This window comes from Thioclava sp. F36-6 (assembly GCF_002020305.1).
Taxonomy (GTDB): Bacteria; Pseudomonadota; Alphaproteobacteria; order Rhodobacterales; family Rhodobacteraceae; genus Thioclava; species Thioclava sediminum.
Genome location: NZ_MPZX01000002.1, coordinates 194,746 through 217,838 on the forward strand (window position 1 = coordinate 194,746; position 23,093 = coordinate 217,838).

Annotated in this window: 10 protein-coding genes; 4 read left to right on the top strand and 6 right to left on the bottom strand. The window is 55.3% G+C overall.

All coding sequences use genetic code 11. From position 1 onward, the window contains the following. Nucleotides 1-54 precede the first annotated feature (54 nt). A complete protein-coding gene (locus tag BMI88_RS08060; protein WP_078547665.1) occupies nucleotides 55-816 on the bottom strand; it encodes a hypothetical protein in 762 nt (253 codons plus the stop codon). A 511-nt stretch (nucleotides 817-1,327) separates the two neighbouring features. On the opposite strand from BMI88_RS08060, the gene BMI88_RS08065 reads away from it, so the two are divergent. Both BMI88_RS08065 and BMI88_RS19510 read left to right on the top strand, forming a co-directional pair. Continuing rightward, complete coding sequence (locus tag BMI88_RS08065) at nucleotides 1,328-3,145, top strand: TniQ family protein (protein WP_078547667.1); 1,818 nt, start codon at nucleotides 1,328-1,330, stop codon at nucleotides 3,143-3,145. A 203-nt stretch (nucleotides 3,146-3,348) separates the two neighbouring features. Beyond that, the gene (locus BMI88_RS19510) at nucleotides 3,349-3,585 is read left to right on the top strand and encodes a hypothetical protein (protein ID WP_146673520.1); all 237 of its coding nucleotides are present in this window, start codon (nucleotides 3,349-3,351) and stop codon (nucleotides 3,583-3,585) included. Nucleotides 3,586-3,621: 36 nt separating this feature from the next. Here BMI88_RS19510 and BMI88_RS08070 read toward each other — a convergent pair whose 3' ends face one another. Next, nucleotides 3,622-4,875, bottom strand: coding sequence for a hypothetical protein (locus tag BMI88_RS08070; protein ID WP_078547669.1), 1,254 nt, complete (start codon nucleotides 4,873-4,875; stop codon nucleotides 3,622-3,624). 381 nt (nucleotides 4,876-5,256) lie between these two features. On the opposite strand from BMI88_RS08070, the gene BMI88_RS08075 reads away from it, so the two are divergent. Continuing rightward, on the top strand, nucleotides 5,257-6,423 hold the full coding sequence (locus BMI88_RS08075; RefSeq protein ID WP_146673521.1) for a hypothetical protein: 1,167 nt from the start codon (nucleotides 5,257-5,259) through the stop codon (nucleotides 6,421-6,423). Then, on the top strand, nucleotides 6,420-7,547 hold the full coding sequence (locus BMI88_RS08080; protein WP_146673522.1) for a hypothetical protein: 1,128 nt from the start codon (nucleotides 6,420-6,422) through the stop codon (nucleotides 7,545-7,547). Before BMI88_RS08075 ends, BMI88_RS08080 begins: the two co-directional genes overlap by 4 nt. 10 nt (nucleotides 7,548-7,557) lie before the next feature. Here the strand turns inward: BMI88_RS08080 and BMI88_RS08085 are convergent, their stop codons facing one another. The 4 genes from BMI88_RS08085 to BMI88_RS08105 all read right to left on the bottom strand — a co-directional run bounded on the left by BMI88_RS08085 (nucleotide 7,558) and on the right by BMI88_RS08105 (nucleotide 23,020). Beyond that, nucleotides 7,558-8,079: a hypothetical protein gene (locus tag BMI88_RS08085; RefSeq protein ID WP_168173963.1), complete on the bottom strand. Its 522-nt coding sequence runs from the start codon at nucleotides 8,077-8,079 to the stop codon at nucleotides 7,558-7,560. Nucleotides 8,080-8,911: 832 nt separating this feature from the next. Next, entirely contained in the window at nucleotides 8,912-14,995 is a 6,084-nt protein-coding gene (locus BMI88_RS08095; protein ID WP_146673523.1) for a hypothetical protein, read from the bottom strand. Beyond that, nucleotides 14,988-19,955 carry a DEAD/DEAH box helicase gene (locus BMI88_RS08100; RefSeq protein WP_078547681.1) on the bottom strand — a complete coding sequence of 1,656 codons (4,968 nt, stop codon included), beginning with the start codon at nucleotides 19,953-19,955 and terminating at the stop codon, nucleotides 14,988-14,990. The genes BMI88_RS08095 and BMI88_RS08100 overlap by 8 nt, the downstream gene beginning before the upstream one ends. Nucleotides 19,956-19,969: 14 nt before the next feature. Continuing rightward, nucleotides 19,970-23,020 carry a hypothetical protein gene (locus tag BMI88_RS08105; RefSeq protein ID WP_078547683.1) on the bottom strand — a complete coding sequence of 1,017 codons (3,051 nt, stop codon included), beginning with the start codon at nucleotides 23,018-23,020 and terminating at the stop codon, nucleotides 19,970-19,972. Nucleotides 23,021-23,093: the final 73 nt, after the last annotated feature.

Genomic DNA, 23,093 nt, shown 5'->3' on the forward strand with positions numbered 1-23,093 from the left:
GCCCGTCCATGACGAGCTCGGATCCTTTGGGGATGTTATAGAGCGGCTTTTGCGTCACCCGCGCAGTTCCACCCGCGAATGGTAGTTGATCAGCGCATTCCAATCGGCCCGAAGACTTTTACGCCCGATCATGCGTAGTGAAGCGTCGAAGCATCGCGACGGTTCGATCTGACACCGTCCGATCAAATCTCGCAGCAGCCAATAGCCACCCCGCCGGGCAACCCGTTCGACTTCGGTGTCGGCCTCTTCGTCCTCTTTGTTCCAGACTTCCCAGACCTGGCGCAGATTGTCCCGGTAGGCGCGAGAATAGTCGTCGGTCCGGACGACCACGCAGTCATCCGCGAACCCACGCGGCACCGCCGAGAAGAGATCGGCGATCTCGGCCTGGGTATCCAATCGAGCCAAGCTTGCAGCGTGTCGAATAAAGTAAGCGCGCCGGAACCCGTCGCGAAACGTAATCCGCATGTCAAAAGAGTGCTTTCGCTGCTTTCGCGCAGTCCGACTGAAATATGTAACGGGCGGGAGCTGCACTTCGAGGCCGAAAAGATCCGGATTCAACAGAGCATCGATTGCGACTGCGGACTCACCTTCGGACTCGAAGTGATATACGCGCCGGACACCATCGGTCGCAGGGGTCGCGAACGCCATCGAGAGCCGACGAGCGGTGTTGCTACGCGTGAGCGGGTTGCGCGAACCGGCGAATGATTGGACCCCGTTGATTGGGTCGACTTCGAGCGCCGGAAGCTTCTTGGTGGGGATCTCGGTAGGTTCCCAGTCACCGTATTTTCCCGCGATATAGTCTCCGTATTCAGACATGCATTCTCCGTGTCCCCGAAGCGGGCGCTCCGGGGAGTATCCAGTTTCACTTGGGAGCACGGAGCAGGCTTGCCGGGACCGTTTTCGGCCTCTAACGTGGCAAGTAACAACCGGACGCTCGTCGTCCCAACTTTCGACGCGCGTCCGATCAGGGCGCGCGTTTTTTCTTCTTGATCCCAGTCGCCCTTCTGAAAGCGATCTCGAACAAGCTTAGCCTGATCGAATCATATGAAATTCCGAAGCGGAAAAAACATGATGCTTTGAGCATCACGCAAAATCTGAGTCAACCAATTGATTTCGTGCGAAAAAATGATGTGGATTACGGCTTCAAAGAGCCTTCCGAGAGAACATTCGGGAGCAAAGAACCTTCCGCAGCGGTGGTGATTGACGCGACAGACGCTTGACCGCGTTGACGATACCGGCGCACGAAAGAAGGAGATCGCGTTGCGAAAAACGGTGCTTTCAGTGAAAAGGGCATGAGAACCCCTTCGCTCCCACCGAACGTGAAACGATGACACGCCGTCTCTCTATGGCTCCACAGCACGGCGAACGCGAACCAGCGTTCTCCTATCTCTCACGTGTGGCGGCACGGTATGGCGTGCCCACACGAGATTTCGCGGCCGATATGGGGCTGTCCTTCTCGCGGATTATCGATGGCGACCCAAGGGACATCACTGCGCTCGCCGAACTAACCGACACCGAAGCAGAACGTCTATTGGCCTGGTCCCCGAAATATCTCGGCAACCGCAACCACTACTTCTGCGGTCACGTCATGCACGCGAAGGCCATCAAAGAGAGCTCGGTCCGAGGGTGTCCAGACTGCCTGAGAGAAGATTTGGAGAACGGCGCCTCTGCACCAGAGCATTCGCCATACATTAGAGGTGAATGGCTATTCCGTCCCATAACCCTCTGTGCGAAGCATAATCGACCGCTGTCGTCACTTTGGCAGGTGTCAGCCCAGCAAGACCGTTACGATGTCGCCTCCCGCATGGTCGAAATCGCTCCCGCTATCGCCTCAGGGGAACTTGATCACGAAACGAGAGAGCCCACGAAGTTCGATATCTGGGTCGCCGACAGGGTCGCCGGACGATCAACCGGCATTTGGCTAGATCAGTTTTCACTCTACCCTGCCGCTCATTTCTGCGAGTTGTTCGGGCGAGCGCTTTGGACGGTGCGGATACCGAAATCGCAGAAGTTTGCGCCCGAAGAGGCGCATCTGGCTTTTTGGCTCGGGTTCAAATTCGCGAAAGATGGAGAAAGCGGTGTTCGTCTAGGTTTGTCGAGCTTGCAGGAATTTGAAGGGGCCCCGACCGACGGTCCCAAGAAGAAATTCGGCGATCTTTACGATCGACTGACCTTCGACCTTACGAATGAGGACTACGCGCCTTTCCGGAACCTGCTACGCGATCACATCCTCAAAACTTGGCCGCTCGGCCCTGGGGATGACCTGATGGGCGAGCCTGTTCTGACGCGCCACCTTCACTCGGTGCTCACCGCATCTCGGGAGTATGGCATCGATAGTCGACGGCTGCGAAAATTGCTCGTTACCGCTGGGGTCGTGCGTGCAGTCGAGCAAGGTCGGTCAGATGCCTGGGAGCTGTTCACCCCCGAAGAAGCTGAACCGGTCCTCAGCCGTCTGGAGACGCTCGTCTCCGCAACAGATCTTCAAGATGCGCTACTCATTTCGCGCACGCATTTTGAATCCTTGCGTAAGGACGGCTACTTCGCGCCGACATTGGAAGGCCCTGAGCACAAACCACTTTGGGACCTCCGAGAAGCTCGCAGTTTTATCGACGGTCTCCTGCAAGGAGCGGAGCCTGTCTATGTCCCGATGCACAGCTGGGCTTACCTGTCGGATGCGGCTATCCGCCTAAAAGTTTCTCCTGGCACCATCATTCGCCTTATCGAAGAGAGAAGGCTTCATCGAGTTGGCAAACACGTAAGCCGCGACGGGTTCGCTGCGATCCTGGTGACGCTCGATGAAGTCGAAAGGTTGCTCGATCGCCCCACTACGCCCGGGATCAGCATTCAGGTTTTCGCAAAGCAGTGCGGGCTCAAGGATCTCTACCTACGCCGGCTCGTGCGCATGGCGCACATTCCGTCAACGGAAGGCAGAAATCCGAAAACAGGAGCGAAACAACGCTTCCTGTCGATCGAGGACATCGATGCCTTTTATGCTAGGTTCGTCACTCTACGCGACCTCGCAGTGGAACATGGTATGAGCTGGCAGGCCCTCCGCCACGAGCTGGCGCAACGGGGGATTGAGCCCTTCAGCCCGGACGGGGAGGACTATGGCGCGGTGTTCGAGCGGGATACGATCACGCTTTAACCGCCATTGGCGCCAGCTGCCTTAAACACCACCCCTGCCACCTCTGCGACTGCGCGAGATCGCTGCCCCCTAAAATGGTTAGCTGCACACAGGGTCAAAATTGCATGCCTGTTCACACGCCATGGCGTTTGTCCCACGACTCTACCTAGTTTCTCGAACGTTCCATGGCATGAGCGCGGTGTTCACTACTGATGGAGAATAAAATGAACACCACGAACAAGCAGTCCGCTGGGCGCCCGTCGAAGCAACACGGCAAAAAATCCGGTGGCGGTCGGGACAACGAGTCCCCCAAATCAAACAAGGCGCATCCGACGCCTCGGAAGCAGATCACTCAAAGCGATGTCGACCGCATTCACGACGGGAAAGGCCAAGATAAGGGCTTTCCTGTTCGCGCCCAAAACGCTGTGGATAGACGTCGCGGCAAAGCAGTGACTCGCTGAGCCAACTTACGACGCAACATGCCTTGCCGGATGTCTCTAACGAGCGAATTCGGCAAGGCGCTCGCGATGGCCTTTCAAAGCGTGACTGTATAGGCATGGCCAATCTTGCCAAACAGCGTGTAAATCCTGAAGAAAGTCAGGGCGTTGCATCTCTACACTCGAACATTCCCAAACACGCTCGATGTAGCCCATAAAACCAGAAATATGTCCGTGCAGCCGAAGCTTAAAAAGATGAGTTTGCCAGTCATCGTATTCTGAACCAGCCGCAGCATCAGTCTGGAACTCTTTTGGAACGGCATGCATAGCTTCGTCAATTTTCCGGCAAATATCTTCGATCGCTTTGAAGGTCATTGGTGTTTTACCGGACTTGATGTCGTTAATCCGTTGAGCGCGATAAGAGCTCCCGTGCCTGTCTCCGCCCCACTGTATCAGCGAGTTTATTCGGCTCGCCTCACTGTCTGGACCACGACTGCCAACTTTGGATCCTTTGTGATACAGCCGCACGAACTCTGTCACCGCGGCAACCCAAGCTTCCCCAGCGGACCAACGCTCACCACCTCTCTCGGTCGCCCGAGGAGCTAGCGAACGCGTCAGTTTGTCGTCCGTTGCATCCATCAGGGTGACTTCACAAAGAGCAAGTTGCCATGTGAGGCCGGTCAATGCAGCAAGACGTGCCAAACGTTCGGGATCGGGATCGCTTGTCGCTCGAAAGCGCTCATCGAGAGCCGTGCCTGATGGCAGCCCTCCTAGAAATATCGCCTCAACATCAATGTGTTCTTCTTTGCCCCTCTCTACAAAGAGAGAAGTGCGTTCTGGCTGACTCAGCACGTCGATGAACTTCCTGAAGAAGGCAAGCGCCGCATCAGTCGGCGGCACTTCGCTTCCAAAGCGGCTCGAGAGCATCCCCAACATCATCGAAGTTAAGCCGCCATGCCACTTCGAACACTCGTCAAAGCTTAGTTGGTGCTTGCAGCGGAAATCGCTGAGCACGTCGACGAACCCATCGAATTGAAGCCGCTGTCGTCCTTGGAGTTCGGCGCGATCAGATGCGTGGTTGAGAAGCTCGGATAAGAGCTTCTTGGCCTTCGGATCAGTGAAGTCAAATAGTTCGCCCCTAACCAAACGTGAGAGCGCCTTGCGGAGCCGATCGGCCTCGCGTCGATGAGAGGCCTCCATCCCATTGTTGCGCGCCAATAAAGGATAGAAATTCATCCTAGCCGTGGGCTTAGGCGCGTCTAATGCCGCGCAATAGGCGTTCATCAATGCCGCTTGGTGAGGAAATGTGATCATCTCAAAATATCCGATGTGAAATCATGCATCATAGAAGTTTAACTGCTCAAGACGAAAAGTAGCCTCTGCGCGAGCAGGTTGATACCAATCTAACAGAGGAAATAGTCTTATCGGCAGCCTAACACTGGCAGTGATAAAGCTCTTTCCCCAGCCCCCTGTTGCGCAAAGTGTCACCACCTGAGGCACGGGAATTAAGGACAGAAAGCCGAACGCCGGTGTGCCCAGCATGAATTCCAAAAATGCGCAGGAAGCGGACCTCGCCATACTCGGATTATACCACGCCGGTGGATTGACGGAGCGAAGAAGGTGACGCTACGATAACTTGGGGTCATCAGAGTAGCGGCGCCGAGACTATTAGCGCCAGAGATATTTCCACCAACGATGTTTCAGCCTTGGTTTTTCACACTGATCGCTTTGTCGCCACTCCTCGCCCTGGCGACCGATGTCTCAGCGGAACCCATGACATTTCGCGAGGCAACGAGTGGTGGATTTTGCGCAGGATGCACGTGGATAGCTGCGGAAGGAGATATCACCGCAGAGACGCCGAACGATTTCAGGTCGTTCTTTGGGGCTTCGCCTAGCGAACAAGAAATGCCACTTATCGTTGTCAACTCGCGTGGTGGGAATGACCTTGGCGCCGCTCTAGAACTTGGTCGATTGTTCCGAGCATATGGTGCCGTCGTTAGTATTGGAGATACACAGGAAGAGGACAATGACGGTTTCATGGTCGCGACATTGGAGCCTGGGCAATGTCTCTCCGGCTGTGCATATGCATTTCTTGGTGGTCGTGGACGGCATTTCGATAGCGATCAGGAACTTGGCTTCCATCAGTTCTTTGATGCGGCTGTCCTTTCAAACGCGGATCGAGAAGCCTTTAGTGGCATAGATCGATTTAGAGATCAGTTCGTCGCGGGCGAGTTGATCAGCTATTTGATCGAGATGGACGTCTCTACCGATGTATTCGCCTTTGCCTCTAAGGCGCCACCAGACAAGTTCGCATTCATGTCTCAACGCGAAGCTCAGTCTTTCCGAGTTGTGGATATGGGAAGCGCAATGAAGCCGTGGGAAATCATACCGCTGGCGTCTGGTTTGATGATTGAGGCACGGTCCTTCGATGACCGCACGGGCGTCCGCTTCTTTTGCCTTCGCAAGGATAGCGACCGCGTTCACGTCCAGATCCTGAACCGTTCTCCGAATGGCACGAAATTTCTCTCGACTGAATTCGCGAGTGGAACACCAGAGGACTTCTTTGAACCGGCGGTCGGAGCGCTCGAGAGCCAGTTCGTATATCCGGATGGAAGGACAAAGTCGCTTAAACTGGCATTCAATCGAAAATTGTCGGAACCGGAAAGTAAATTCCACGTAAATTTTGATTTCACGATGAGTTCTTCGGACTTCAAATCGGCAATCGGAGCGACTCAACTTACCTTAGAACCCAGAACCATGAACGTTTCGGTAACGAGCTATTGGCATGAGTTCGTCGATAGAAGCCTGCCGGGGGGAATGAACTTTAACCTCAACCGAATGGTGTTGGAGAATTGCGTGTGATCAAACGCTTCATTCTTTTCTTAGCGTCAGTTTTTTGCATTCCCTTTTCGGGACATGCTTCTGAAATGACCTTTACTCGCGCAAGTAATGGCGGAAATTGCTATTACGGATGCAATTGGACAATAGCGCAAGGAGAGATCACCTCACGCACTCCGCGCGTTTTCCAAGATTACCTTAAACACGGACACGACGCGGAACTGGTTTTCGACTCGCCTGGTGGAGATGTCGTGGCCGCGATGGAACTCGCGAGACTGATCCGAGCCGCCGAAATGGACACGATGATTGGCAGATCGGAGCCATATGAAGAGAGATGGTTTACGGTAGTCGAAGGGGGCGAGTGCCTGGGTGCCTGTGCGATCGCGTTCCTTGGAGGCAAGGAGCGCATCATCGGCACCCAACTATTCGACGGCGATTTCGAAGGAAGAATTGAGTTCGACAGATTGAATGGTCATGAGATCCTAGAAGGCATTGCGGGCAAAAGCCTTACGGGCGCCGACCTACTTGAAGAACAAATTGAAATTGGAATTTTTGTGGAATTTCTGCTAGAGATGGGAGTGAGCCCTGAACTCTACGCGCGCATCGCGGCCTTGCCGTTGGGAGCGAGCTTGGCCATCTCTAACGAAGTTTCCGAAGAGCTGCGCGTTTCGACTTCTCGCGTCTCCCAACGTCCTTGGAGATTGGACGAACTGGGTTACGGGCTGATTGCAAGAACTGGCCCTCGTGAAGACACCGACAGCCTTTGGGCGTTTTGTGCAAACGACGGTTTCCATCTTGCGCGCGCGTTCTCCAACGTCGACGCCGAAGGCGCTCCCTGTGACCAGGACACCTGCTACAGTGCTAGCGATGTAATGTTTCAAGATGCGCAAATTGAAATAGGCGACCGCCATTTCCCTATCGAGTTTCTAGGCTTACGGGTTGGTGGGATTCCAGGCGTAGAAGTATTGGTCGACTCTCTCGTCCCTCGCGAGGCGCTCGAAACCTTGCCAACCGCCAAAAGCATATCCCTCAACTTAAACACTGTGAGCCGCCTCACATTAGATCGCGCAAGGGTTTTCAAGTGGAGATGGGGTGAAGAATTTGATCCAAGATTGATCAAACTGGCTCTAAACAACTGCGTTCAGTAGAGCGAAGGCGTTAGCAAGCTTTCTTGTAGTCGACAAAGCTCCGAAGTTCGTCTCCCAAGCCCTCAAGCAGCTGCTCGCGCGCGATTTTCTGAGTATAGGGCAATAAGAGGCAGGCATAGCGAGTCGCCGTCTCGCCCAGGCTGGTTCTAATGACGGGTTCATCGCATGTTCCGACATTCACGCATATCGCCACATCATCAAAATAGCTAACGATGGTAATGATATCCTGACGGATTTCGTCAGGCGTCGCGCTTGCGGACACGAGATTGGAAACGATGTCCCCAATAGTCTCTCTTTCGATGGCAATGCCTTGGAAGCGCCCAAGTCCTAGCTTCGCGAGCTCGATCGCCAAGCGGCGCTGACTGGCGAGCAGATCACCAGATCTAAATTCGGACGCGAGAGCAATTGCTGCGTCGCGCTTGGTCTGAGCTATCTGCGAAGTGTATGATAAGACGGCGATCGTGAGCGACACAACAACGGTGACATTCGCAACTATCGTGGAGACCGCGGTTACGCGGCTCATTGACCACATTTTGGCCTCTTCGGAAGGAAAGCTAACCCATTCTCCACCCGCACCACTTCCTCAGAAAGACAGTCGAAGTCTTTGGCAGAGAATGTGATAACTTCGTCCACATCCGAGCTCTCCCCCGTGCTCTCTATCTTGCTGACGCCTCCAAAGTTACTCTTGCCAGACGTAGCCCCGGCGAAGGGACTTGGATCAGGACAGGACGCTACGTGGATAATGATGACTGGCGTCTGCATGCTCTTGTAGTCGGCTACATGCTTCAGAATGCACTCAGCCTGGTCTGCGTTCACAACCCACTCATCGGGTTGTGCATAGGCTGCAGCGGCTGGGTTGCACAGCATCGCGAATAGGACAATCTTTCGCATAGCGTTCAAAATTCGATCAGAGAAAGCGAGTTCGAAATATATTGAGAAGCATGGCTGTTTTTTAGTCAACCCTCCTTGATGGCCCCTAGGAGCTGAGTTGCCACCCTTTGTTTTGCCTTTGCGATGGCTAACGATGTGAATAGCCCCGTGCCTCGTTGACACCTTTATCGCTAATCTTGAGGCAAGGAGACCATGATGAGCAGGGACGAGTTCAAGCTAGATGCCGTCGCGCAGGTCACGGAGAGGGCTTACCCGTCAAAGACGGGGAGAATAGTTCGCACTTGTGAGGCTATTTCATTAAGTCATTCATGATCAATCTGGGTGATCATGGGCGTTTGACATGCGAGGAGACAAACATCTTCGCCAAAGCGACTTCGGAACCAAGCAAAGATCGTTCCGGCCTTAGCTTCACCCAAATATAAAAGTCAGGCGTGCATGAGCGACCCGAAAAGGGGCCGCTCATGCAAGAGGATTTAAAGCTCAACCGAAGAGGCAATCAATTGCCCAAATGCAGTAAGGCGATACTGGGTCTTTCGGTCATGACTGCGGGCAACGAGGCCGGTTGCCTGTAGGTCAGGACCGATCGACTCGAAGTCTTTTCCAGCGTTATCTCGAAGGATTTCGTTCTTCGTATCGAAGTCCCCGTCCTCATTCAGAACCCACAGTGCGACTCCAACGGCATCGCTCAGAAAGCCGTTTGGGAGTTTTGGCTTAGCTTTCCAATTCTTGGCTTCTTCAGATGGGCGCTCAGAAGCGATCATAGTAGAAACCAGACTTGTGACTTCCAAAGGAATTCCGCCCGTCTTGGCCAGAATGGTGTTGCGAAGGTCGGGCGTGTCGAGGTCCGTTCGCTCGAGTTCATCGAGGTGAACCCGGATCATTTCTGCACCCCAGGGAGACAAGAACTGAGTCTGCTCGCCGCGTCGGATCGCGAGGGCGCGCATGTCCGGGTCCGAAGCGCTCAGAATAATGACCGGTCGGATAGTCCCATTGAGGACGGTTTTCTGACCACCCAACCAGTTCAGAAGTGATTTGGCTTCGGCAGGATCTTCGGTCTCATAAACGAGAATTTTGCGCTTTCCGGTTTCTGCGCGCGTGTTGTCGACGATGCGACGCAAGTCACTGGTTGAGACTGCCTCCTGAACGAGTATCTTGTCCTCCTGCGCCCCCGGGAAATTCCCCGTCTCCGCGATGCGTCGAAGAGACTGCGAGACTTTGGCGATCCCAAGGACTTCAAGGCCGCAGATTATCTGAACCGGATCTTTCGTGTTCTTGCTAATTAGCCGCTCGATCTGAAAGTCACTCAAGGGCGCATATGGCCACTGGTTCGGCGGTTGCTTTGGCGCCGCTGAATAGCGCTTGCGGTGCGTCGCCCTGTCGTAGGAGATCGTCGGGTCCTTGTTCTCGATGTCGTCGAGTGCATGATAGATGTCGTTACCCGTGCCTAGCATTGCCGCAACTTCACGCGTGCGGAGCAGGTAATTGTAGCGGTTCTCGCTTCCCGGGACCGGATTGCGACCGAGAACCCCGAGATCGAAGAGCTCTTCCAGAAGCGCTTCAAACGAAGGGAGCGTTGGGGCTTCACTGGTCTTGGGCCAGTAGATCAAAGCCTCTTCCATGAGAAGACGTGTGGAGAGGCCTGTGATGAGAGCGCGCCGCTCATCTCCCTCGTAGATCAGGCGAGCAAGGGTGTAGGCGACAAGAGCGTAGCGCGGATCGAGGTTTAGCGTGAGATGGAACTTCTCACGGATTCGAGTCTCGATGTGCTCAAAGCCCCGGTGAGCAAACAAAGTGTTAGACGGAATGGTCCAGAGGGGCTCGCCCGCGGGCAGCTTGTAGGTTTTTCCGCTACCGATGCCGTGCATCGTGGAGAGAAGCCCCTTCATGTATTCCTGAACGAGGGACGGATAATAGTTTGCCCAAGTCAGGATTTCCTCGACGGCTTGCATGCTTTCGAACGCGAAACCGGCCGCGCGCATAGGCGAAACGACAAGATCGAAGGCCGCGCGCTTGTCGTCGATGTTGCGGTTGAGAGGGCCGATACAGATCGGCTCCCCAAGGTGCCAGAGCGGTGAGTTCGGCTGTTTGTGCATCCGCTGAACATTGTGAAGACCAGCGAAGACGACTTTGAAGGCGCGTTGTGTCTTCTCCATTAGCTCTTTGAGTTTGCTAAGCTGCGGATAGTCGTCACGCGTATCTTGGGTCATGAAGTTATCGGCTTCATCGAACATGCAGATGATACGCCCGTTGGGGTGCCGATTAACCCATGCCTGAATGTCTTTTGCGACCAGATCGGCGGTCGTGTGATCCGGCTTAACGATGTCGTCCGGTAGCATGTTGGAGATATGGCGCCAGACCTCGCTGGTTTTCTCCGAGATACCAAGCGGTTTGATCTCACGATTGACAATGAAGCGCTTCTCTTGAGCGCTACTCTGAGTTTGTGCGATGTGTGCGAGCAGCGCGGATTTTCCGAGTTGCCGGCCGCCATAGACAAGGCACCCATCTGCCGTTTTAGCTATGATTTTGCGAACCTCATCTTCGCGCCCGAAAAACATCTCGGGTGGAAGCTGGCCGGCATCGGTTGTGTAGGGGTCGATGCGCCCGTAGGGTAGACCGCATTCGAATACCGTCCGCGCGCGGGTATCACGGCGGGTGGCCGCGAATGCGATGAGCGCCTCGTCAATGAGCAGTGCGGGAATCGCTTTCGTGCGCAGACGTTCTGCGATCTCCCGGCGCCGTGAAGTATCCGCCACTCCAGACAGAAAGATGATCGCCGGCTTACTCGTGTCTCCGATAGCCTTGATCATTATCTCAGGAAGAGTTTCCGGAGATGCGACGATAAAGCTGTAGCCGCTGGTGGCATTCGAGCCAAAGACGGGTGGCAAGAACCAACCGTCAGAGACAATCCGCGCATGAAGTGTTCCGGTCCAGGAGCCTTTCCTGCCAAGTTCGTCGATCTTCCCGACGTTGACTTGTTCGAACCCAATTTCTTCGAAGAGTTCCTTGATCTGCCCGAGCGTTGGTTTCTTTGTGCGCATGCCAAGCATGAGGTTGCGATAAATGGCGATGAAACTCATCGCGGCAGCGCGTCGGTCCTCTTCTGCGAACAGAAGGTTGCCTTCCGTTGCAGTCGCTTCCTCGAAAGCCTTATTGTTCGCCGGCCAATTGTCAGAGCTGGCGAATGGCAGGAACTCAGGCGTGAATGCCCCGATTAGGCCTTTTAGATCGGTTTCAAAAACGGCCGCGGATCGTCCGTCACGAAGTTGGGCAATCCGATCCTCCACGGCTTCAATGGTAAGGTCATCGAGCTTGGTGAGGAGCGATTCAACATCTTCCTCGTTTTCAGGCTTGCGATATTCGTTGATCCGCGTGACCTGGCCTTCGCGGATGCTTTGTTCGATGTCAGCGATCGATTGATCCAAGACGGCAAGCCGCTCTGCGATGCCAGCAATGTCATGAACTTCGGTTCCATCAGCTAGTCCGCCGATCTTTTCGAGGGTGAGCTTACACCATGTAAGGTGCCGACTGATCTGTTCCTGGTTCTTGAAGTCGACCTTATCGAGCGCTGTAAGCAGACGATTCCGACTTTCGACTTCAGGCCGCCAAGTGGTAACGAACGCCTTGATCGCGTCCTTTACATCTTCATCTGAAGAGACGTCGAACTCATCGACCATGCGGAACGCGGTGTCGAAGGCTCCTTCTGCGCAAGCCCGCTTGATTGCATCCTCTTGGCCAAGGATCTGATCTTCGTTGAGGATCTTCGTGTAGATTTCAGCGCGCTGTCCGCTTTCTGAAAGCGCATCTCGATCGACTGGCGGGAGCAGATCCATCTCCGCATAAAGGGCATCTTCGAGGGTCGAGAACCGGCCGGTGTCGCGTCCGAGAAGTGCATGCCGGGTCTCGTTAATTTGCTCGCTGATCCAGTTGGCGATAGCCGCAACCAGAGGATCATCTGTGCGGCTGACCTCTGCTTCGAGGCCAACTTTTGCTTTTTCAAGCTGAGTGCGGAGCGTGGCAGTGGTCAGTTTTGTCCGTTCTTCGGACTGCTGACCGTTCGCTGCGGCGGACTGTGTCGTTTCGACCCAACGCTCCAAGATCGCAACGGGTTCGTCGAACTGGCGAGCGAGATAATCCACGCCTTTCGAGTAAAGGGCGAGATCGTTGTATCCTTTTTCTGCCGCATAGGTCTCAGACAGTGCTTCGATGGATTGAGCATTCCGCAAATTCTCAATTGCGGTTCGAGCCAGTTTCGGCGCCGCCATGTCCTTTTTGGAGATTGCATGAACCGCAGCGCCTAGCTCACCGGTGGCCGACACAACGTAGTGCATAAACTCGGTGGCGAATGGCCAACGCGATTTCTTCTGGCTAAGGGCGTCGCAGATCTTCTCCAGACGGACCGCGAGGCGTTGCTTTTCCGGTGTGCCCGGCTGGCCCGAGAGCTCGGCCAAGCGGTCAGGGCTCGGGGGAAAGTCGAAACTGAGCCGTGACACCGTATCGTTCACTTCGATCAAATGTTGTCCAAGGGTTCCCTTGCAAAGATCGGAAACCTGAGTGCGAAGTGTTGTATCTTTGGACAGTATGGCCGGACGCAGGATCGCACCGAGAACGAGAACCGAAGCGAGATCCGAGAGAGGCTTGGAGGTGGCGTTGCCGACCTGCTCGTTGAACTTCTGTAAATCAGGCCCAAATCCGCGGTAAGGAGCGCGGCTCGCTGCCGCGACACGTAATGCAACAGCCGGGATCGGCAAAGTCATACCTTCTTCCTCATACGCTGACGCGGCATCTGCAGCGATCGCGATGAAGTCCCGATCGACAAGCGACGCGAAGGTCTCCCTGGCGATAGGCGCTGGTTGAAGCGACTGAAACGTGGTGTCTTCAAATGTCTCCGGCTCGGATTGCGGTTCGTCCTCGACCGGCTCGCTGGTGACTTCTTCCTCTTGATCGTCAGGCTGGTCCTGTTCCTCTACGTGATCATGATCGCTTTCGTCCTCAGCCTGGCAATCCTGAATTTCGCGATCGGAAGAAGGAAGCTCGTTCCTTGCGGTTACTTCGGTCGGTTGTCTATCTGAGGCTTGTAACTCGTGTGCCGAAATGTCTTCTGCATCGGGGTGTTGCTCTCCAGGCACCTCGACGGTATCCGCGTCTTCTTCCAAAATGTCATCAAAGAGGCTTACGTCATCCTCGTCCGCTTCTTTTTCGACGTTGCGATTATCGGCTTGAACCTGAAGAAGGCTCTGGTCGCGGATCCTGTCAAAGATTTCGAAATAATCGGACAGATTGAAATTTTCGTCAAATGTGTCCGCGTCTTGAGCGGGATCGAAGTTGTCGAGAAGCGACATGAAGCGATCAGGCGTAGTGTCGCCAAGTGACCGGAAGAGGTCGAGGATCGTTTGATAGGCCTCTTTCATCCGGTTGATTTTGTTCTCAAGTTCTTCTGCTTGGGTCGCAATTTCGCCGATTAGGGCGAATTTTTTTGCCGCTGTCGCCTCGGCGATCTCATTGCCGAGCGCCTCAAGTTTCGCGGTTGTAGAGGCGATTTTTTCTTTGCGTCCAAGGATCAGGTCGTAGAAGCGGTCCGACAGCAAAACCCCTGCTGCTGGACTCGCAATACGAGCGACGTCATCGCCATCCTCGATCGCGCCGATTGTTCTCAGGCGCGCTTCGACTTCTTCGGATATCTCTTCTGCGAGAGACGCTTGCATGTCTCGTGCTGCTACTGAGAGATCGGCGATGAGGCTGATCCTTTGATCTTCGACCACAACTCCAATCTGAAGTTCTTCGGCCAAGCCCTGGATGGCCATATGGAGATGCCCCAATATGAGGATGGAGCATGCATCCGGCTCAAGTTCGAGTAGATCGATAATGTCGCGGGCGAAATCGATCCAATCCAGGCCCTCATCGATCTCTGGCAGCCTTTTCTGGACCCAGTCAGTTGGGCCGCGGTATCTCAGGATTTCCATGGCCTCGTCATGCATCCTCTCGAAGCTGTCAGGATCAGACAGAACGTGGTAATAGTTCATGATCGCGTATTCGCAGAAAGAAGCGACGGCGATTTCGGGTGATACATCCTCAAGAAGAAGCTCATGGACGCGGTTGTGCAGTTCAGGATGGGCTTCAAGGCGCAGCTTCGAGAGCGGCAGTTTTGCGATGACGCCCTTCTTTATCGCGGCCTTTTTCGCGCGCGGCCCTTTCTGGGTGCCGCGTTTCTGCATCACGACAGTTTCGAGTATGGGAAAAATCCAAGGTTGTCTTTGTGTGCGTAAGATCAGTTTCTTGTAGAGGTCGGCCGGGTCGTTCGGGTCGAAAGACTCGCCCATGAGAGCCGCAATGAACTTCATATCCTTGTTGGTAAAATGCCCTGATTCAGCGAAGAAATCCGGCGCTTCAGGGCAGATTTCGATCAAGGGAAATTCACTAAAATTTTCAGGAGCTTCCCAGCGTTCAAGATTCCATGAGCTCATGGTTTGAACAGCGGCTCGAACGCCGGCAAAAGAGGTGCTGTCGGAAGAAGGTGTTAGGGCGAACGTCGTCGGTTTTTGCAGCGCATAATCAGGCATGTTCGGTCCCATATCTGTTCCAGCTTTGCGTGAGACTCACGCTTGCATCGAGCAGGATGGCTTCAATCCATGCAAGCGCGGGGCGCCGTTCGAACTCGGACCACAGCCGTTGGTTCGAATAGTCGTTGAGGCAGCGCGTGCAACTTGTCACGCAGTCGGGGTTCTCGCAATTCAGGATCGTTCGCGCGGCGAGTAGCAGGTCAACAGATTGGAAGCCTTCTTCCTGTGTCAGTCGCGTGGAATAGCCTGCGCCACCGGAAACCGTGTCAAAAAGAACGATCACGAGGTGGCCATCGAGCCTTTGGACAATCGCCCGGAGGTCGCGAGCATCGGTCTCAAGAAGTTCTGCTGCACCGAGGCGCAAGGCCTCTTGCAACGTTCGGTCGATCTTATTTGATATGATAAGATCTCCATTCGGATCGTGCGGCGTGCCCTGAAAGAGGATAGCACGCACATCTGTTTCAAAGACGTGCGCGAGATCAATCGGCCAAACTTGGAAAGAAGGGTCGTATCGGCAGTCCCGCCCGGTTCGTGGGTTGGTATGCGGCTCTAGGGTCATAGGAGTTTGCCAGGCATTGTTGGGGCCAGCGCTTATGGCAGGCACGGCATGTTCGCAGCTGGGGCACCAAGCAAATCCTCCGCCATGTCGACCTTTGTTGACGGTAATGATGCGTCCTAATTGCTCGTCAGGACGATTTGAGCCTGGTGCGTGGAAAGTCAAAATTCCAGGCAGATCCGTTGGCTGGTAGCTAGAGATAGGCGCTTCGGTAAGTAACAGCGCTTCCTCGGATACGGTCGACCGAATTCGACTGGCACCCGGGTCTCTGCCCTGACCGTCGCGCACTGAGGTCAGGAAGCCGTGAGGTTTGATGAAGTCGCGCTTTCGATTGATGGAGGAGAACTGCGCACCGCATTGAGAGCAATTGTCGTCAGGCGACACCCGTTGAGGGGTGATCTGCGGGGATCGACAGACCTCGCAAACGCGATATTGAGCCTTCTCGATGAAGGTATCATCGCCAGTAAATTTCGATCGTTTCGAAATCCCGTCCGAGATCCAGACGCGCCCGCCAGCGACGATTTCCGAGCCAGGTGCGTATTCAGAAATACCAATGGCGCCATCACGATCGAGTTCGAGCACGGAAGTATCGGAAGTTTGCCCCGCTGCGTTGAGCACCTCGAGTGAGACTGAATGCACGGGGAACGAATAAGTCGGGATGACCGCACGGCGAGAAAGCTGGTCGATCATGAATTGCCCGATGTAAAGACGTTGCTGCGTCCGAAGCGCCTCTTGGTATCGACCGATGCGCGTGAAGCCAGCTGAGTCATTCGCGTCGAGTTGCTTTCGCTCCTCTTCAAGATCGTCGATGCCAGATTGCATGATGGTCCATCGTCCCCAGACGGCATCGGCGAACTGCATCACTCTCTTACGGAGCTCACGGCGGCACCCTTCTGCGTCGAGAGCGATATCTGCATACGCCACCGGAAGTCGCGCCCCAAGCGCGGCCGCCGCGGCTACGTCCTCATCTGCATTATCAAGCCAGGTGTGGAAATCTTCATCGAAGGCGATGCGTGCATCGTCGGTAAGCGAGCTCGCAAAGACATCACGAAGTTGAGGGGAACCGCTTCTTTGATAGTTTGCGAGGCGATGCTCAAGGAATTTCGCCAGAAGCATCGAGAGCTGGTGGCGCTGGAAGAAACCGCCATTGTCGAGGCTGAGATACGGCACGCGCGGTTGCTCGGCCAGATACTCCTCGAAGCGTTCGAAGACCGCTCTGTCATATCTCCCGGAACGGGAGGTCGTGAGAACGATCGGGGCGACCTGGGCGCGCCGCCCTGCCCGACCCGCACGCTGTTGGTAGCTTGCGATGGAAGGTGGAACATTCTTGCAAAGGACGCTTTCCAGGTCGCCAAGGTCGACACCCATTTCCATCGTCGTGGTGCAGGAGAGAAGGTTCACCTCTCCGATCTTGAAATCCTCTTCGATCATAGTTCGGATTTCACCTGCGATCGCCGCGGTGTGTTCGCGTGCGATTCCCATGGTCGGATGGCCGTGGTATCTCGCTACGTAGTGGTTCCGCTCGAAAAGCTCCGCGCGTTCTTCCGGGGGGATTTCAGTCAGTGTCCCCTTGCAGCCCATCGACTGACAGACCCCGGCGGTATCGAACTGGGTGCGGCTTCCGCACTTAATGCACTGGAAGAGGCGAGTATCTTTGCCTGACACGACTTTGATGCCCGGCCCAAACTTCAGACCTCGCCCGACCCCATGTCTGGCGGTTATTGAGCGAGGCATCTCCATCGCCTTCCAGAAACTGGTCAGAATGTCGAGGATTTGGTTGTCGTCTATGGCCTCCCCCGTTGCGGTAGACATTTTTTTCAACAATGCGGTGAAGCGATTTGGCCGGTTCGCTGCGGGCACAAGGTTCATCGCGGTTGTCGCTCGGCCATTTTTCTCGCGCGTGAAGCAGCGTGGCTGCTGTGCCGCAATCCGGGTCCAGATGGATTCATCGACCAAGTCGATCATACCCGACCCCTGATCCGAGACAGCGCGATGCTCTCTGATCATCTTGAGAAGATATCGGGTGTATGCCTCCGCGAAAGGCTTCATCTTTTCCGGCATGTATTTTGCGACGGCGAACACGGTGCGATCGAGGCCATCGTAGTTGACGCTTAGAAGCCCAAAGCCCTCAAGTCCGAGGCGGCCACGACCAAGCGTCGTCAACTCAGCCACGATCAGAGCCTTCAGGCGCTGTAGTTCATTGGTGCCGGTCTCCAGCTCAGGCAGAACGCCGGGTCGGTATAGCCTCAGGCCATCTTTGCGAAGCTCGTTTCGAACAGCCGACACAAGATTGTCGATGTCGACCTCACCGTTGGCATCCACGGCACGCAGAATGGCGCTGCGAAGCGCTTGCTCGCGAGAGGTGCGCTCGAAGAAGGGTGCGAAGAATGCAGCGTCTTGGCGGTTATCGGAGAACACTAGCAGGTTTCGTCCACTCATAGGTGGATTTGTCCCGAAATCTCGCGTCGGCATCGATTCAAGAATTGATTGCGCGGCGACGGCGGCAAGTGCCTCATCGCCCGGCCGCACCGTGGTGATGGGCTCGGGAAACCGAGACGAGCGATGGTGGCAGGCAACGCAGCGCGGCATGTAGCGGCGACCATCATCGGGGTCTTCTTGGAGTTCGACGTTCTCGAGAGCGACAGCACCAACCGCTTCTTCTTCGACCGGCAGACCAGAGGCGGGATCGAAGTAGATCATGTGCCGAGTATCATCTTCGGTCGAGATATCGTCTTCATCATCCTCTTCTACCGCTTTGCCGCCCGGCACCAATCGCAGAAGGCGACGGGGGCCGTTACCAGGTGTCGCCTCAAGGTGCGTGGGACCATCCCAGGCCTCGATGTAGGGTTCGCCGCAGTTCCGACAGACGAACAACTCAAAGGCTGGTCGCGCTTCGTCGTCCATCTCTGCGCCAATGACGACTTGCGACAGGCTTTCGCTATCGTTGGCCTTTAAGGATACGCCCGCTCTGTCCGGCGCTCGCGATATCAAGTGATAACGGGCGGGAAGGAGTGGAAATACAGCGGCGCTCTCGCTGGCGGCCAGCACGCCAACGGAGATCAATCCGACCAGTGCAGGAATTGCACCTTCACCCGCATCAGGAAACACGTATTCAGCAAGTCGCGCAAGTGGAATGGATCCACCTTCCAGACGGCGGGCAATCTCGTGAACTTCCTCGAAATCGGATAGACGTTCGATCAAGGCGTCGCCCAAGGATGGTTGAGAGAGATCGAGGGTCAGCGCCTCCAAGCCGAGGAACTCCGCCTCTGCGTTCCAGCTCTCAATGTCCATCGGATAATCCGTCAGGGCGGTCTCGCGAACGATGCCGGCCAAATCGGAGGCGCGAGCCCATTTGTCCGGGCATAGTCCGCTTGTGGAAGCTGGCTTTGACAGTTTTGGATGCAGTTTTCGCTGCGAGGTGATGACCGCCCGCTCGTCAGCGAAAGGTTCGCCGAAAAGCCTTTCAGCGAAGTCGGACAATTCGCACTTTCGCTTTGGGTTCAGCGAGGCAGACGTGCCAACGCATCTGACTTGGCCATCGGGGATTTCAAGATGAGCCTTCAGGCGCCGCAACAGGAAGGCTACCTCGATCGCCTGAGCGCCGGTATAGGTATGTATTTCATCGAGAACGATCCGACCGAGCCGCGCATTTTGCAGAAGCGGGCGGTTTGTCGGCAGGAGCAGTATGTGTTCCAGCATAGCATAGTTGGTAATGAGAATATGCGGTGGTGCCTGTCGCATTTCTTGCCGCGACAGTTTCCAATTCAGAGGCACGTCTGTGTCTTCCCCGAATGTTTGCTGGAAGCTGGGAGTTTCGCGGAGCCTTGTCACTTCCTGTTCTCGTGTTGCATGGGACTTCACCTGTCCGGTGTAGCGGCCAAGCGTAATGCCGGGATCTCCGAGGTCACGGAAAAGGAGCTGCGCGATCCGACCGAGCTGATCGTTTGCTAGGGCGTTGAGCGGATAGACCAGGATCGCGCGCACGCCAGGACGCTCAAGATCACCCTCCTTGAGGATGTCGTTGATCATCGGATAAAGGAAGCTCTCTGTCTTGCCTGAGCCAGTGCCGGTTGCGACGAGATAGTTTTCGTCCCGCAGCAAGGCTTCTTCTTGGTGAGCATGTAGAGGGCGCTCCCATACGGACCGCTCATTCTGTCCAAATTCGATCCACCGGGGGTCCAGTAGCCCTTCGCCATGCAGTTGTGCGAGACTGCGCCCCTTCTCGAAATCAGGTAGGGTTTCGACGTAGGGCCCTTTTACAAAATTGAGGCGACTGACTTTCTCTCGGAGTTGCTCGGCAAGCTTAGGCGCGCGGATCTCATTGATCGGAGAGGATGTCGCCACAAACCGCGCTAGGGTCCGGTTAAGGTCTTCGCGGTAGGCATTTGGATCGAGAATGGTCATCGGACGAATCCTCCCTAGGTGGTCGCGTGGCCCCAGAGGACACGGAAATAGACGAAGAATTGAACTCCTGCGCGAAGCATCATGGTCAAAGTGTGACCAATGTCCTGCCGAGAAAGTCCAGTTCTCAAGATCAAATCCCGAAGGAACTCCTCCGAGCGTTTTTCAGCACAGGCTCGAGCAAAACGCTCGATTTGCATCGCGATCTTGGCGGGCGTCGGATCTCCACCACCGCCGGTATCGAAGTCTCGAAGCTTATTCAGATGCTCCGCATGAGTTCCGCAAATGATCCGGCAGGCGTTGCCAAGAGCCCCTCCCCCGGTAAGGTCCGCCATATCAGTCTCATTAAGGCGAAATCGGAGATCGACAAAGGCGGTGTTCAAGGCCTCAGCAGTCAGGCCATTCGGAATGTCAGAATCTTCTTGCAGTCGACTGAGCCAAGCCCCGAGGGGATGTTGGGCCTCGAGGTCTGGTAGTGGGTCCGGTGCGTGAATTGATCTCATGAGGTCGAGACCTGCGAAGCCCGTGCCTTCTGACAAGCCGGATAATGCGTGGGCACCCGCCTCGAAAACCCAAGGGGCGACCCCGACGATGTCATGACGCGCTGTTCCGCCGCCGCGGCGTGTGACATTCAAGATAGGCTTGACGGCTCCGACGATCCTGTTTGTCGAAAGAGCCTCGAACGCCTGAGCATAGACCGGATAGAGTGTCTTTGATACTTGTCCGTTCAGTTCTTCCGGCTCAGGATCCGCCAACATCGCTGCAAGCTTAATAACAGCAGCACGGTCGGCAAATGGAACCGAACCAGCGAGCCCGACCGCAACTGGAGATCGAGATCCATCTCTAACGGGTTCGAGGGCTCCGGCCGCAGAGATAGTCTCAAATGTGATCCGCGCTGGACCCGCGACCTGGGTTTTGTCGACGCGAACCGTGATTAGCTTAGTGGCTTGGTCTCTTGTTGTCAGGATTCCTGGCAGGGGCGGTAGTGAGGCGGGAAGGACGCCAAAAGCATAATCTCCCGTATCGGTATCTTTCTCGACCTTTTCAACGTGGACGCGGAGGGCATCGACTTCATCATGCGGACGAAAGGTCAAGACGACTGTATTGTCATCTTCGCGGAGCGAGAGTGAACCCGCATCTACCACGCGGCGAAGGCGCGCGAGTAGGTCGAGCCTTCCATCCGACCGCCGGATGGCGATGCGGTCGTCCCCTGTGTCCACTTCAAGTTTCTCGGCACCGATCTCGAAGATCTGGCGCTGGATAAAGGGGCGATTGATTTGCTTACCCAGAACGATCAGGTCCGCGTTCCGATCGTGACAGCGGAGCCGGAGCATGTCGTGCCGATTGTCGTAGCCGAACGTCACCGTGCCTCCTTTTGGGACGAACACCTGATCGTTGCTCGCAATCCGAAAGTGCCAGAGCTTCTCAGATCTGGCGACCAGGTCGAACTCGAAGGTTTTCTCTTCGAACTTCAAACCGAGGATCGGCGTTTCAACGTCAGATCGTGAATCGACCGAAAGTCGATCGAAGGAGTCAATGTGCAGCCCCGAGCTTCTCGCCGGGACGTAGTTCGACGGAACCCTGACGTTCTCGAGGTCGCCGGGCGGCGGGGGCACTCCGGCCCAGACCCAAGAGGTCGCCTTGAGATCCGCGCGCGCGGTGAGTTCACCGGCGGCACCAGGGACCAAGACCTCGAAGGTAATCTTTCCTGGGTTGTTGTCAGGAGCGAAGCCAAAATCATCGAAGGTGATGCTCGCTTCGTTCTTGGCATCAATGCAGATGCTTCTGTATCGCGATGCAGTGCCAATTTGAGCGCGCAAAATCCGCTCTATTCCACCGACCGCGGGATCCAGACGCATGAAAACCTTGAGGTCATTTGCATAGAGAGCACTGGTTCCGTTCCTGCCGAGAACGGTCCCGTCAAACCAAATCGCCGTATCGATCGGAGCAGTGATTTGCAGGGGAGACCGATCCGAAAACGTGAGCATTTCACCGGCTTCAATCCATGCGGAAAGAACTGCGGGATCCGCAGTCGGGATCGCTTCTCCAAAGCCTGAGGCGTTGAAGTTGGTCTTACTCAAGGCGATCAGGCGCGTCGCCGGAACCTCGACTTGGTCGATTGCTTCATTAACACGTTGGAGCAATGCACCACTGTCGGCATCGAAGATCATCACCTCGTTTTCAACTGGTGCGAAGGCCACGTCGATATTTGCTGGTCCGGCGATCCACTTGATTGTATCGGGCCAGGGGGCGGTGATCGATGTCCGCTTTCCGCCAGGTATCTGTCTTGGGAAAAGGCCATCCTTGATTGACTGAGATTTCGACGAAGTCTCGGGAAGAAGGCCAAGTCCATTTCGATGCCAGATGACCAGCGGCGGTCCGACAAAATCAGACCGCTTCTGTCCCATCCGGCTGGCAAAGGTGTCGTAAGCTTCGAAGAGAGATATCTCGCCTGCGCCGACACCAGAGGCTCCGCGTCGCCATGCATCGAAGCGGCGCGCGTAATGCGCAGACTCATCGAAGCGAATTGGGGCGATGAGGCGCGGTTGTCCCGAACAATAGTTGATAACCGCGAGACGTTGCCAATGCCGGGAGGCGACCGTATCCTCAATCGCCGGAGGTCCTTTCTGGAGAGCTCTCAATATAAAGGCTTTTGCCAAGTTCGAATGCTGCGGCTCAGGCGCGCCGAGCGGAGCGAAAAAAACCGCCGTTGGATCAGTGCTACTTACAACAGGAATACCTATCCTCCGCGCCGCAGTAATGAAGACTGCCTTCAAATTTCTTCGGCCTTCATTCTGAAGTGGTTCCTTGAGGAATTCCTCAAGGTGCGGATAGACGTCTCGGTCTTTGGCACTATAGTTCTTTGAGAGCGGATAAAGGACTGCCCACACCCCGAGGGTTGGGAACCGCGTGAGCAGAAGTCCGATCGAATATTGACGAGCGGCTCGTCGCGCAGAAGTAAAGAGTTCATCCGTGAGCCTCAGATCCGCAAGGAACGGAGTCGCGCCCTCGGCAGTCCACAGGGATTGCATTTCCTTCTCAATTAAATTGAGGTCGTCGATCGTCAATATATTTCGCTTTCCAAACGGGCATGCATTGAGAGTGGAGCTCAGGCGCGAATAATAGAAGATGTCGAATGTT

Bases quoted from the DNA above. Each gene is read 5' to 3' on its own strand.
- BMI88_RS08060 (WP_078547665.1), bottom strand. From the start codon at position 816: ATGTCTGAATACGGAGACTATATCGCGGGAAAATACGGTGACTGGGAA.
- BMI88_RS08070 (WP_078547669.1), bottom strand. From the start codon at position 4,875: ATGATCACATTTCCTCACCAAGCGGCATTGATGAACGCCTATTGCGCG.
- BMI88_RS08100 (WP_078547681.1), bottom strand. From the start codon at position 19,955: ATGACCATTCTCGATCCAAATGCCTACCGCGAAGACCTTAACCGGACC.
- BMI88_RS19510 (WP_146673520.1), top strand. From the start codon at position 3,349: ATGAACACCACGAACAAGCAGTCCGCTGGGCGCCCGTCGAAGCAACAC.
- BMI88_RS08065 (WP_078547667.1), top strand. From the start codon at position 1,328: ATGACACGCCGTCTCTCTATGGCTCCACAGCACGGCGAACGCGAACCA.
- BMI88_RS08095 (WP_146673523.1), bottom strand. From the start codon at position 14,995: ATGCCTGATTATGCGCTGCAAAAACCGACGACGTTCGCCCTAACACCT.
- BMI88_RS08085 (WP_168173963.1), bottom strand. From the start codon at position 8,079: ATGTGGTCAATGAGCCGCGTAACCGCGGTCTCCACGATAGTTGCGAAT.
- BMI88_RS08075 (WP_146673521.1), top strand. From the start codon at position 5,257: ATGTTTCAGCCTTGGTTTTTCACACTGATCGCTTTGTCGCCACTCCTC.